The following is a 12,630-nucleotide window of genomic DNA, read 5'->3' on the forward strand; positions in this document are numbered from 1 at the left end:
CCCCCATGTCGAGGCACACCCTGTCCGTGCTCGTGGAGAACAAGCCCGGCGTGCTCACGCGCGTCGCCGGACTGTTCGCCCGTCGCGCGTTCAACATCCACTCCCTGGCCGTCGGCCCCACGGAGCACGAGGAGATCTCGCGCATCACCGTGGTGGTCGACGTCGAGGAACACCCCCTGGAACAGGTCACGAAGCAGCTCAACAAGCTCATCCACGTGATCAAGATCGTCGAGCTCGAACCCGAGTCGTCCGTGCACCGCGAGCTCCTGCTCGTCAAGGTGCGGGCGGACGCCGCCACCCGTACCGGGGTGCTGGAAGTCGTCGAGATGTTCCGGGCGCGCGTCGTCGACGTCGTGCCGGACTCGGTGGTCATCGAGGCCACCGGACCGGCGGCGAAGCTCGACTCGCTCCTCGCGGCGCTGGAACCGTACGGCGTCCGTGAGATCGTCAAGTCCGGGACGCTGGCCATCGGCCGTGGCGCCCGGTCCATCACCGACCGTGCGTTCGAGCGCGCGGTGAGGTCCGCTTGAGCGCGCGACCCATCGATACTTCTTTCCACCCGAGTAATCAACTGAGGAGCAAGAACCGTGGCTGAGCTGTTCTACGACGACGACGCTGACCTGTCGATCATCCAGCAGAAGAAGGTTGCTGTGATCGGTTACGGCAGCCAGGGCCACGCGCACGCCCTGAACCTGCGTGACTCCGGCGCCCAGGTGACCGTCGGCCTGCGTGAGGGTTCCTCCTCCCGCACCAAGGCCGAGAACGAGGGCCTCGCCGTGGCGACCGTGCCGGACGCCGTGCGCGACGCCGACGTGGTGGTCATCCTGGCCCCGGACCAGGTGCAGCGGCACCTGTACGCCGAGGACATCGCGCCGAACCTCAAGGAGGGCGCCGCGCTCGTCTTCGGGCACGGCTTCAACATCCGCTACGGCTACATCAAGCCCGAGGCCGGCCACGACGTGCTCATGGTCGCCCCCAAGGGCCCGGGCCACATCGTGCGTCGCGAGTTCGCCGACGGCCGCGGCGTGCCCGTGATCGTCGCGGTGGAGCAGGACGCGTCCGGCACCGCCTGGGAGCTGGCGCTCTCGTACGCCAAGGGCATCGGCGGCCTGCGCGCCGGCGGCATCAAGACGACGTTCACCGAGGAGACCGAGACCGACCTGTTCGGCGAGCAGGCCGTCCTGTGCGGTGGCGCCTCGCAGCTGGTCCAGTACGGTTTCGAGACGCTGACCGAGGCCGGCTACCAGCCGGAGGTCGCGTACTTTGAGGTGCTGCACGAGCTCAAGCTGATCGTCGACCTGATGGTCGAGGGCGGCATCGCCAAGCAGCGCTGGTCCGTCTCGGACACCGCCGAGTACGGCGACTACGTCTCCGGCCCGCGCGTCATCGACCCGCGCGTGAAGGAGAACATGAAGGCCGTCCTGGCCGACATCCAGAACGGTGCCTTCGCCGAGCGCTTCATCGCGGACCAGGACGCGGGCGCCCCGGAGTTCAAGGAGCTGCGCGCCAAGGGCGAGCAGCACCCGATCGAGGCCACGGGCCGCGAGCTGCGCAAGATGTTCTCGTGGATCAAGCCGGCCGACTCGGACTACGTCGAGGGTTCGGCCGCGCGCTGACCCGGTAGCGCGAGCGACAAGAGCAGCGCCCCATCCTCCGTGCGGAGGATGGGGCGCTGCTCTGTTGCGGGAAGCGTGGTCGGCAGTCCGTCAGTTGGTCGGCAACCCGGGGTGCCGATCATGTGACGGACTACCGATCATCCGCGCTCGGGCGTCAGCTCTTGAGCGAGTCGACCCAGTCCTGGTTGTCCGCGAGCCAGGCCTCGACGCCGGCGGCCGGGTCGCCCTCGTGCTCGTTGACGACCTGGTCCTCCAGGCTGCCGTACTGCTCGTCGTCCAGCTTGGCCTTTCCGATCATCTCGGCGACCTCGGGGAACTCCTCGCTGAACCCGGCGGTGGCCAGCTCGTGCAGGCCCTCCGCCTCGCCGAGGGCGCCCTTCGGGTCCTCGAGGTCGCGCACCGGGAACGTGTTGTTCGCCCAGAACGGCCGCCACAGCGTGACGACGATGTCCTCCTCGGCCTGCACGGCCTCGTCGAGGGCGTTCAGCATGGCCGGCGTCGACGACGTCTGCAGCGTCCAGCCGTCCGCGTCCAGGCCGTACTCCGGGATGACCTGCTCCTGCGTGGCCTTGGTCAGGCCCGCGCCCGCCTCGATGCCGACGATCTTGCCGTCGTAGTCGGCGCTCTTGCCGATGAGGTCCTCGATGGACTGGAGCTCGGAGTACTCGGGGACGGCCATGGTCAGCTTGGCGCCGTCGTAGTAGGTGCCGAGGTCCTCGAGGTCGTCGCCGTACTCGTCCATGTAGGCGGCGTGGGTCACCTCGGGCCACGCGGACGGGAAGATGTCGATGTCACCTTCCGCGAGCCCGGTGTACAGCGGCGCGGCGTCGTTTATCTCGGTGATCTCGACCGTGTAGCCGTCCTCCTCGAGGATGTTCTTCCACAGGTAGGCGGTGCTCAGGCCGTCGGTCCACGAGGGGATGATGCCCAGCGTGATGGTCTTGTCGCCGTCGCCGCTCTCGTCGCCCGAGCTGCATGCCGCGAGGCTCAGGCCCAGGCCGAGAGCCAGTGCGGCCGCTCCGATCCGCTTGCCGGTCGTGCCGATCATCGGTGTCCTTCCGTTTCGTATATCTGGGGTTCGTTATGTATGGAGGTAGGTCTGGGAAAAGGGTCAGGAGGCGCTGGTCGCGGTCGCCGGGGTCCGGGTGAACCGGTCGCGCAGCTCGCGCAGGCGGCCGTGCCCCGGGCGCCGGGAGCCGATCGACGCCGTCAGGCGGTCCAGGAAGATCGCCAGGATCACCACGGAGATGCCGGCGTCGAAACCGCGGGCGAGGTTCAGGGTCGAGATCGCGCCGACCACCTCGTTGCCGAGGCCGCCGCCGCCGACCAGGCCCGCGATCACGGCCATCGACAGGGCCAGCATGATCACCTGGTTGACGCCGGCCATCACGGTCGGCAGGGCCAGGGGCAGCTGGATGTCCTTGAGGATCTGCCGCGGTCCGGCGCCGAAGGCCTGCCCGGCCTCGACGACCTCGCCGTCGACCTGGCGGATGCCGAGCTCGGTGAGCCGGACGGCCGGGGGCAGCGCGAAGATCACCGTGGCGACCAGGGCACCGGCCACGCCGATGCTGAACAGCTTGAGCACCGGCAGCAGCCAGACCATGCCGGGCATGGTCTGCATGAAGTCCATGACGGGCTTGACGATGCGGCTGACCACGGGCGAGCGGGCCGCGAGGATGCCCAGCGGGATGCCGAGGATCAGGGCCACCACGGTCGCGACCACCACGAGGGCGAGGGTCTCGACGGCGGGCTCCCACATGTCCATCCCGATGATCAGGACGAGGCCCACCAGGGTCCCGACCCCGAGCTTCCAGTTGCGCAGGAGCCAGCCGAGCAGCGCGAGGATGATCGCGAGGACCAGCGGGTCCAGGGCCAGGAGCGGGTCGGCGATGCCGTTGATGGCGCCGGTGATGAGGTCGCCGATCACGTCGAACAGCGCGTCGAACGTCTGCTTGAACCAGGTGAAGCCGGTCTCGAGCCAGGTGCCGATCGGGATCGGCGGCACGATCGTCACGGGGGCGGCGCTCTCAGGCACGGGCGGCCTCCTTGGTCTCGTCGTCCTTGTTCTCGTGGTCGGCCGTCACGGGAGCGTCCGCGACGTCGGTCTCTGCGTGCGCGGCGAGCGCCGAGAGCAGGGTGATGCGCGGGACGACGCCGTTGAGCCGCCCGGCGTCGTCGACCACGGCGATGGCCGGGGTCTCGGCGGCCGGGCCGAAGAGGTCGGCGAGCGAGGTGTCCGGGGACACCCGGGCGCCGTCCGGGACCGGGTGCAGCAGGCCGGTGAGGTCCTTCTGCTCCAGGTGCCGGCCGACCTCGTCCTCGGTCACGTACCCCTTGAGGGTGCGGTCGCGCCCGGTGACGAACATGGCCGGGATCTGGTGCTCGCGCATGAGCTTGTGCGCGGCGCGCGGCCCCTGCTCGGCCCCGAGGACGGCGGCCGGCTTCTCCATGACGGACGCCGCCGTCAGGACGCGGGTCCGGTCGACGTCGGCGACGAACTGCGCGACGTAGTCGTTCGCCGGGTCCGTGAGGATCTCCTCGGCGGTGCCGACCTGGACGATCCGCCCGTTGCGCATCATGGCGATCCGGTCGCCGATGCGCATGGCCTCGTTGAGGTCGTGGGTGATGAACAGGATCGTCTTGCCGAGCTTCTGCTGCAGCTCGATCAGCTGGTCCTGCATGTCCCGGCGGATCAGCGGGTCGAGCGCGCTGAACGCCTCGTCCATCAGCAGGATGTCGGTGTCGGCGGCCAGCGCCCGGGCCAGGCCCACGCGCTGCTGCATGCCGCCCGAGAGCTCGCTCGGCAGGTGCTCGTCCCAGCCGCTCAGGCCGCACAGCTCCAGGGCCTCGTGCGCACGCGCGCGACGCTCCTCCTTGCCGACGCCCTGGGTCTCCAGGCCGTAGGCGGCGTTGTCGATGACGGAGCGGTGCGGGAACAGCGCGAAGTGCTGGAACACCATGCTGATCCGCTTGCGCCGCAGGCGGCGCAGGTCCTTGCCGGTGGCGGCGGTGATGTTCTCGCCGTAGAGCTCCACGTGCCCGGAGGTCGGGGCGTGGAGCCCGTTGATCATGCGGATCAGCGTCGACTTGCCGGACCCGGACAGGCCCATGACGACGAAGATCTCTCCCTCTTCGACGGTGAACGACGCGTCGATCACCGCGGGTGTCAGACCGGCATCCTTCAGCTCGTCGGTGCCGGCACCGGCCTCGAGGCGTTTGACGCCCTCGCGACCCTTGCGGCCGAACACCTTGTACAGGTGGTGTGCCTCGATAGCTGGCACGAAGCCCCCTTGTCTTGGCGGGAAATTGGTCTGGTGGCAGGAAAATTGCAGGAAAATATGTCGGTACAACGTGAACCGCCCTTCACCAGACCATGTCCAGTCACACACATGCAAATTAGGTAAGCGTTCGTTATCGGATCGTTCAGTGTTCGTTACGGCCCGCCGGACCTCGTCGGGCACGGGCCGTTAGGGCAAGATGTCCCCGTGACCAACGACGCGAATCCGCAGGCCGCGGACGACAACGAGCAGACCGCCGCCGCCGGGGCGGAGTCCCGCGACAGCGCGGAGCGTGAGCCTGCCGAGGCTGAGCCGGCTGTGACGGAGTCCGCTGCGGCCGGGTCTGCTGCGGCCGGGTCCGCTGCGGCAGAGTCTGCTGCGGCCGGGTCTGCTGCGGAGCCGGAGGAGTTCGACCCGGCGACGTTCGATCCCGCGACGTTCGACCCCGAGTCGGTTCCGGTGGAGGACGCCGAGCTCGCCGCCGAGGTGCTCGACTTCTGGGGCGCGACGCGCCAGTACGCCGGCATGGCCAAGGCGAGCATCGTCGTCGGGCACACCGTGAGCGAGACAGTGCCGCCGCCCGCCTGGTCGTTCGGCGACGAGCCCGAGCTGGCGGAGACGCTCCTCGCGGCGGTCCTGGCGGGGGACAAGACGGCGACGTCGTCGGCCCTGTGGGACTACGACGACGAGGGCGCGCCGCTCCCCGTGGTCGGCGAGCTGTCGATCCTGCTGGACGGCGAGCGGCACCCGCGCGCGCTGATCCGCACCACGAGCGTCGAGACCACCACGTTCGACGAGGTCGACGACGACTTCGCGGCCGCAGAGGGCGAGGGCGACCGCACGCTGGAGTCATGGCGGGCCGGGCACGAGGCGTACTTCCGCCGCACCCTGGGCGAGGGCCGCGAGTTCTCGGCGGACATGCCGGTCGTGTGCGAGCGCTTCGAGCTCCTCTACCCCAAGCGCTGACTCAACCCTGCCCACTGCACCCGGGTAGAGCCGTCGAACGTAGGCTTCGTCGGCGCAAGGAGGCTCTTGCGCCGACGAAGCCTACGTTCGACCACGGTGCTCGGGAGGGGCCCAGGGAGTGTCAGTGGGTCCGTCTAGCGTGGGGGCATCGGTCTCGACGAGAGGTGAAGGCGATGGCGCTGCGCTGGTACTCGAACGTGGTGGAGTCCACGGACCACCGGAAGCTGGCCCGCTGGTGGGCCGAGGCCCTGGGCTGGGAGGTCGTCTTCGACCTGGACTCGGAGGTGGTCGTGGTGCCGCCGTGGGCGCTCGAGCTCTCCGGCAAGCTGGACTTCCACCAGGTGCCGCCGGGCATGGTGTTCGTCCCGGTCGACCACGAGAAGTCCGGCAAGAACCGGCTGCACTGGGACTTCGCGCCGCACACGAGCGACGACCGGGACGCGGAGATCGCGCGGCTGGTCGAGCTGGGCGCCACGGTGATCGACGTCGGCCAGCCGGCCGAGGCGACCTGGACCGTGCTGGCCGACCCGGACGGCAACGAGTTCTGCGTGCTGTCGGCCCGGGACCAGTAGTCCGGGACCGGTAACCCGGGACCAGTAGCCCAGGGGCAGCGGTCCGGATCAGCGGTCCGGAGCAGCAGGCGTGCGGCCGCCGATGAGTTCTTGCCGCCGGGTCGGTCGGCCAGGGTATGAAGACCAAGAATCTCGCGACCCTCTATGACCTGCCGACCCTGGACTGGGCGCCCGTGGCGGCCAACCTGGACCGGCTCACGCAGGCTCCGGGCACCGGCGGCCCGGACCGGCACTCGCACTGGCTCACCACGGTCAACGCGGACGGGAGCCCGCACGTCACCGGCATCGGCGCCATCTGGTTCGACGGCGCCTACTGGGTGGTGTCCGGCCGCAGCGCGCTCAAGGCCCGGAACCTGGAGCGCGACCCGAGGTGCGCCGTCGCGGTGGCGACGGCCGACTACGACACGGTCGTGGACGGCACGGCGCGCCTGGTCACGGACCGGGAGGAGGTGGCCGAGGTGTCCCGGCGGCTCAACGAGGGCGGCTGGCCGTGCGAGCCGGACGCGTCCGGCACGGCGCTCACCGCCCCGTACAGCGCGCCGTCCGCGGGGCCGGCGCCGTGGCACGTCTACCGCGTGACGCCCACCCGGGCGACGGCGCTCTACGTGCGGGAGGAGGGCGGCGCGACGTCGTTCGAGTTCGACTGAACCGAGCCAGCCCCTCCGCCCGCCCGACCGGCCCCAGGTTTCGTCCATACCGTGAGACCCGCGTCTCAGCGGGGTGATCGCACGCGTAGGCTCCGGACATGGCACAGGTGGCTACTACAGACGGCATCAATCTCGCGGTGGTCGCGGGTGACGGCATCGGTACCGAGGTCGTGGAGCAGGGTCTCTCCGTCCTCGAGGCGGCGCTGGCGCCGTCGGGTACCAAGCTCTCCACCACCGAGTTCGACCTCGGTGCGCGGCGCTGGCACGCGACCGGCGAGACCCTCACCGACGAGGACCTCGCGCGGATCAAGACCCAGGACGCGATCCTGCTCGGCGCGATCGGCGACCCGTCGGTCCCCAGCGGTGTGTTGGAGCGCGGGCTGCTGCTCAAGCTGCGCTTCGCGCTGGACCACTACGTGAACCTGCGCCCGACCAAGCTCTACGAGGGCGTCTCCAGCCCGCTCGCGAACCCGGGCGAGATCGACTTCGTGGTGGTCCGCGAGGGCACCGAGGGCCCGTACGTGGGCAACGGCGGCGCGCTGCGCGTCGGCACCCCCGCCGAGATCGCCACCGAGGTCAGCGTCAACACCGCGTTCGGCGTCGAGCGCGTGGTCCGGGACGCCTTCGCGCGCGCCGCGGCCCGTCCCCGCAAGCACCTCACGCTGGTGCACAAGCACAACGTGCTGGTGCACGCCGGCCACCTGTGGCGCCGCACGGTCGAGGCGGTCAACGCCGAGTTCCCCGACGTCACCACCGACTACGCGCACGTCGACGCCGCGACCATCTACCTGACGACCAACCCGAGCCGGTTCGACGTCATCGTCACCGACAACCTGTTCGGCGACATCCTCACCGACCAGGCCGCCGCGATCTCGGGCGGCATCGGGCTGGCGGCGTCGGCCAACATCAACCCGGACCGCACCGCCCCGTCGATGTTCGAGCCGGTGCACGGCTCCGCGCCCGACATCGCCGGCCAGGGCAAGGCCGACCCCACCGCGACGATCCTCTCCGTCGCCCTGCTGCTCGACCACCTGGGTTTCGCGGCCGAGTCCGCGCGCGTCCAGGACGCCGTCGCCGCCGACCTCGCGGCGCGCGGCGACGTAGTACGCACGACCGACCAGGTAGGCCGCGACATCGCGGCCCGCGTGATCGGGTAGCACGCTTCACGAAGGCGGCGCCCGGGTCTCGCAGACCGATCCCCGGGCGCCGCTCTCGTATGTCGGGAGCCGTCCGGGCAGACGTCCGGCTCGGATCGCTCCGCCGCCTTGCCGGGCGTGGAAGACTGACAGCAGCATTCCGGTGAAAGGCATCGACATGACAACTACGACGGACCCCATCCTCCCGACCAGGCTCGAAGACCTGGTGGCGCTCTTCGACGTGCGGCCCACCGACGCGCCGACGTCGGACGAGGACCGCGTCGAGGCGCTCCGCGCCCCGAAGTTCGGGACCAAGTTCTCCGACCACATGGCGCGCATCTCCTGGAGCAGCGCCGACGGGTGGAAGGACCGGCGGATCGAGAAGTACGGTCCGCTGCTGCTCGACCCGGCCACCGCCGTCCTGCACTACGCGCAGGAGATCTTCGAGGGCCTCAAGGCCTACAAGCACGCCGACGGCTCGGTCTGGACGTTCCGCCCGGACCAGAACGCCGCGCGCTTCGCCCGGTCGGCGCACCGCCTCGCGCTGCCGTCGCTGAGCGTGGACGACTTCATCGGCTCGCTGGCCGCCCTGGTCCGCACCGACATCGACTGGGTGCCCGACGGCGAGGACTCCTCCCTCTACCTGCGGCCCTTCATGTACGCGTCCGAGGCGTTCCTCGGCGTGCGCCCGTCGCTCGAGGTCGAGTACCTGGTGATCGCCTCGCCCGTGGGCCCGTACTTCGCGGGCGGCGTCCGGCCCGTGTCGATCTACGTGTCCCAGGAGTACCACCGGGCGGGCCCGCCCGGAGGCACCGGCGACGCGAAGTTCGGCGGCAACTACGCCGCGAGCCTCCTGCCGCAGCTCGAGGCCCAGAAGGAGGGCTTCGACCAGGTGTGCTTCCTGGACGCAGCCACCAACACCTACCTCGAAGAGCTCGGCGGCATGAACGTCTTCGTGGTGATGGAGGACGGCACGCTGCACACGCCTGAGCTCGGCTCCATCCTGGAGGGCATCACGCGCGGCTCCGTGCTACAGCTCGCCGCCGACCGCGGCTACGACGTGGTGGAGCGGCGCATCCCGCTCGCCGAGGTCGTCGCGGGCCTCGAGTCGGGCGCCGTCAAGGAGTTCTTCGCGTGCGGCACCGCAGCCGTCGTGACGCCGGTGGGGCGGCTCGCCGGCTCGACGTTCGACCACGAGGTCAACGGCGGCGAGCCGGGCGAGCTGACCATGGCGATCCGCCAGGAGCTCACCGACATCCAGTACGGCCGCGCCGAGGACCGGCACGGCTGGATGCGCCGCCTTGCCTGATCGCTGTCGGCCCTGATCACTGTCGGCGCGGTCGGTCAGCCCCAGAGGCGGCCGATCGCGTCGCGGGCCACGAGGAACCCGACGATGCCGACGACCCACGCCGTCGTGCTCGCCGCGTTCCGTGTCAGCCAGCCGTCCAGGCGGCCGAGCGGCCGCTCCACCAGCCGCGACGCGAACACCCGCGCGGCGGTCAGCACGAGGGCCGGCAGGATCATGACCAGGCAGTACCCCAGGACCCAGAGGCCCGACGTCGGCCACCCCGGACCCTGCGTGCCGATCAGGCCCAGCGCGGCGAGGTAGGGCAGCATCGACGCGACCTCGACCAGGCCGGCCCCGACCGCCAGCCCGGCCAGCGCCGGCCAGCTGCCGGACTCGCTGCCGAGCGCGCGCTCGCGCCAGCGGTTCAACCTGCCCGGGCGCGCCGGGAGAGTCGCGCCGGACGCGGCGTCCGCGGTCCCGGCTGCCGGGGTGGCGGTGCCTGCTCTCGCTCCGCCCGCCTGCGCCGCCGCCTCCTCGGCCTTGCGCTCCTTGGACGGCTCCAGCTTGAAGCTCCACACGAACAGGCCGACGCCGACCAGGAGCTGCGCGATCAGGAACGGCCGCGAGCCCGACAGGGACGTGAGCGTGTCGCTCAGCGCGCCCGCCCCCAGCAGGATCGCCAGCCCGACCAGGGCGTAGAAGCCCGCGATCGAGCCGAGGTAGACGATCATCCGGCCCACGCGCACCCGCCCGGGCGACATGAGCAGCCACACGGGGATGAGCAGGGTGCCGAAGCTCGTCGAGTCGATGAGCGCGAGCACGGCCAGCGCACCGATCAGCGCGGCACCCGTGAGCTCGCCGGAGATGAGGTCCATGCCGTCCACCCTGGTGCCCGCGGCGCACGAGCACATCCGCCGAACCGCCGAGACCCCGTACATCCTTCGGATGACCCGTCGCGCGCCGCGTCGTGCTGAGATGGACGCATGCCCCGCCTGTCCGAGCTGATCGCACCCGTCGTCAAGGTCGTCACGGCCGAGGACCGGCGCGGCGACATGATCACGGCGGGCGGAATCCTGGTCACCGCCCTCGCGCTCGACGCGCTCGGCCTGATCCGGACCTCCTGGAGCGGCCTGCCCGACGTCCCGTCCTGGTGGTTCGCGATCCCGGCCGCCATCGGCTGCACCGCGCTGATCTGGCGCCGGATCCACCCGCTCGCCGTGCTCGGCGTCGCCACTGTCGCCTTCGTGCTCGACGTCGTGCTCGGCGGGAGCGTCGGCCTCATCGTCGTGCTCTGGGAGGCGCTGTACGCCGTCCACCTGCACGGCACCCGGACCGCACGGCGGGTCAGCATCGTCGGGGTCACGATCCTGACCGCCGCGCTGATGACCGTCATCGCCGTCGTCACGGGCGGGCTCCGGCCGACGGTCCTCGTCGGGCTCCAGGCCCTGACCCTGCTGGTCATGCCCATGTGGTGGGGCACCAACGTGCGACAGGGCCGCGAGCTCACCGCCGCCGCCCGCGAGCGGGAACGGCTCGAGCGCGAGCGCGGCGCCGCGCTGCTCCGCCTCGCCGAGGCCTCGCGGCACGACGCCGTCCGCGCCGAGCGGGCCACCGTCGCCCGCGACCTGCACGACGTCGTCGCCTCGCACCTCTCCGCCATCGCCATCACCTCAGGCGGGGCGCTCGCGGGCGCCGCCGAGCCGGACCGGGACCGGGCCGCGCTGCGCAGCATCCGCGCCGAGAGCCTGGCCTCGCTGCAGGACATGCAGGCGATGATCCGCGTGCTGCGGGCCGACGACGTGGGGCCGGAGGACGTGGCGCCGTCGCGGGCCGCGCAGCTCGCCCCGGTGATCGAGCAGGCGCGGCTGGCCGGCCTGGACCTGGCGGTCTCCGACCCCGACGGAGTGCTGACGGGCGCGACGCCCCTGCCCGCCGCGGTGGACCACGCGGTGTACCGGGTGGTCCGGGAGGCGCTGACGAACGTCCACCGGCACGGCGGCGCCCGCGCCGACCTGAGCTTCGCCGCCGGCGGGCGGCTCGAGATCGGGGTGCGCGACGTGGGGACGGGCCACGTGCCGGGATCCCACGTCGCGGGGGACGTCGGCGAGGGGACCGGGATCGGCCTGGTGTCGATGCGGGAGCGCGTCGAGTCCCTCGGCGGGTCGTTCTGGGCGGGTCCGGAACACGCCGGCCCCGACGAACCGCCGTCGTCCCGTGCCACGCCCGGGTCGGGGTGGCTGGTGCGCGCCGTCCTGCCGCTTCCTGACCGGGCGGGCGCGGGCTCGGTCCCGGAGGAGCCCTCACAGCAGCAGCCGGCACCGCAGCACCCGTCACCGCAGCACCCGTCACCGCAGCAGCCGTCACCGGAGGTCCACGCGTGATCCGGGTCCTGCTCGCCGACGACCACGCGGCGATCCGGGCGGGCCTGCGCATGCTGCTCGCCACGGCCGGCGACATCGAGGTGATCGGTGAGGCGGGCGACGGCGCCGTCGCGGTCACGAACGCCCGCGCGCTGCGCCCCGACGTGGTGCTGATGGACGTGCGCATGCCGGGGACCGACGGCGTCACCGCGACCCGGCAGATCGTCGACGAGGGGCTGGCCGAGGTCCTGGTGCTCACGACCTTCGACCTGGACGAGTACGTGTTCGGCGCCCTCCGGGCCGGTGCCGCGGGCTTCCTGCTGAAGACCGCCGAGGCGTCCGCGCTGGTGGACGCCGTCCGGCACGTCGCGGCGGGGGACGGCGTCGTGGCGCCGGAGGTCACCAGGAGGATCATCGCGGAGCTGTCCGCGCCCCGGGCCCGCCCCGGTGACCGGAACGGTGTCGTCGGCCCGAACGGCGTCGGCCGGGGAGTTAGGGGCTGGGGGAACGGCGACGGCGCCGGTGCGGCGAGCCTGCCCGCCGACCTGACCCCGCGGGAACGAGACGTGCTCGCGGGCCTCGGCTCGGGCCTGTCGAACGCGGAGCTCGCCGCGGCGCTGACCATCAGCGAGGCGACGGCCAAGACCCACGTGTCGCGGGTGCTCGCCAAGCTCGGCGTGACCTCCCGCGTCCAGGCGGCGATCGCCGCCCGGGACGCGGGCCTGGCCTGACCCGCGCCCGCCCTGACCCGCACTGGGAGCCGGGGC

General features: G+C 71.5%; 13 protein-coding genes. 9 read left to right on the forward strand and 4 right to left on the reverse strand.

The window, feature by feature from the left end; genetic code table 11:
• Positions 1–5: 5 nt before the first annotated feature.
• The gene (gene ilvN, locus H291_RS0103760) at positions 6–530 is read left to right on the forward strand and encodes an acetolactate synthase small subunit (protein WP_020013644.1); all 525 of its coding nucleotides are present in this window, start codon (positions 6–8) and stop codon (positions 528–530) included.
• A 57-nt stretch (positions 531–587) separates the two neighbouring features.
• Positions 588–1,616 carry a ketol-acid reductoisomerase gene (gene ilvC / locus H291_RS0103765; protein ID WP_020013645.1) on the forward strand — a complete coding sequence of 343 codons (1,029 nt, stop codon included), beginning with the start codon at positions 588–590 and terminating at the stop codon, positions 1,614–1,616.
• Between the two features lie 154 nt (positions 1,617–1,770).
• On the opposite strand, the gene H291_RS0103770 is transcribed toward ilvC, so the two are convergent.
• The 3 genes from H291_RS0103770 to H291_RS0103780 form a co-directional block, all read right to left on the reverse strand.
• The gene (locus H291_RS0103770; protein WP_020013646.1) at positions 1,771–2,664 is read right to left on the reverse strand and encodes a glycine betaine ABC transporter substrate-binding protein; all 894 of its coding nucleotides are present in this window, start codon (positions 2,662–2,664) and stop codon (positions 1,771–1,773) included.
• A 63-nt stretch (positions 2,665–2,727) separates the two neighbouring features.
• Positions 2,728–3,651: an ABC transporter permease gene (locus tag H291_RS0103775; RefSeq protein WP_020013647.1), complete on the reverse strand. Its 924-nt coding sequence runs from the start codon at positions 3,649–3,651 to the stop codon at positions 2,728–2,730.
• Positions 3,644–4,897, reverse strand: a complete 1,254-nt coding sequence (locus H291_RS0103780; RefSeq protein WP_033325691.1) for a quaternary amine ABC transporter ATP-binding protein — start codon at positions 4,895–4,897, stop codon at positions 3,644–3,646. Before H291_RS0103780 ends, H291_RS0103775 begins: the two co-directional genes overlap by 8 nt.
• A gap of 204 nt (positions 4,898–5,101) precedes the next feature.
• Between H291_RS0103780 and H291_RS34415 the strand changes: the two genes are divergently transcribed.
• The 5 genes from H291_RS34415 to H291_RS0103805 all read left to right on the forward strand — a co-directional run bounded on the left by H291_RS34415 (position 5,102) and on the right by H291_RS0103805 (position 9,524).
• A complete protein-coding gene (locus H291_RS34415) occupies positions 5,102–5,860 on the forward strand; it encodes an ASCH domain-containing protein (protein ID WP_020013649.1) in 759 nt (252 codons plus the stop codon).
• 173 nt (positions 5,861–6,033) lie between these two features.
• Positions 6,034–6,432: a VOC family protein gene (locus H291_RS0103790; RefSeq protein ID WP_026365365.1), complete on the forward strand. Its 399-nt coding sequence runs from the start codon at positions 6,034–6,036 to the stop codon at positions 6,430–6,432.
• A 116-nt stretch (positions 6,433–6,548) separates the two neighbouring features.
• The gene (locus tag H291_RS0103795) at positions 6,549–7,079 is read left to right on the forward strand and encodes a pyridoxamine 5'-phosphate oxidase family protein (protein ID WP_020013651.1); all 531 of its coding nucleotides are present in this window, start codon (positions 6,549–6,551) and stop codon (positions 7,077–7,079) included.
• A gap of 98 nt (positions 7,080–7,177) precedes the next feature.
• A complete protein-coding gene (locus H291_RS0103800; RefSeq protein ID WP_026365366.1) occupies positions 7,178–8,236 on the forward strand; it encodes a 3-isopropylmalate dehydrogenase in 1,059 nt (352 codons plus the stop codon).
• 157 nt (positions 8,237–8,393) lie between these two features.
• On the forward strand, positions 8,394–9,524 hold the full coding sequence (locus H291_RS0103805; RefSeq protein ID WP_026365367.1) for a branched-chain amino acid aminotransferase: 1,131 nt from the start codon (positions 8,394–8,396) through the stop codon (positions 9,522–9,524).
• A gap of 35 nt (positions 9,525–9,559) precedes the next feature.
• Here H291_RS0103805 and H291_RS0103810 read toward each other — a convergent pair whose 3' ends face one another.
• Positions 9,560–10,378, reverse strand: a complete 819-nt coding sequence (locus tag H291_RS0103810; RefSeq protein ID WP_033325984.1) for a GAP family protein — start codon at positions 10,376–10,378, stop codon at positions 9,560–9,562.
• Between the two features lie 108 nt (positions 10,379–10,486).
• Here H291_RS0103810 and H291_RS28510 point away from each other — a divergent pair, with 108 nt between their 5' ends.
• A complete protein-coding gene (locus H291_RS28510) occupies positions 10,487–11,884 on the forward strand; it encodes a sensor histidine kinase (protein WP_020013655.1) in 1,398 nt (465 codons plus the stop codon).
• Positions 11,881–12,594 carry a response regulator gene (locus tag H291_RS0103820; RefSeq protein ID WP_020013656.1) on the forward strand — a complete coding sequence of 238 codons (714 nt, stop codon included), beginning with the start codon at positions 11,881–11,883 and terminating at the stop codon, positions 12,592–12,594. Before H291_RS28510 ends, H291_RS0103820 begins: the two co-directional genes overlap by 4 nt.
• Positions 12,595–12,630: the final 36 nt, after the last annotated feature.

It is taken from the genome of Promicromonospora sukumoe 327MFSha3.1 (assembly GCF_000385135.1).
Lineage (GTDB): Bacteria > Actinomycetota > Actinomycetes > Actinomycetales > Cellulomonadaceae > Promicromonospora > Promicromonospora sukumoe_B.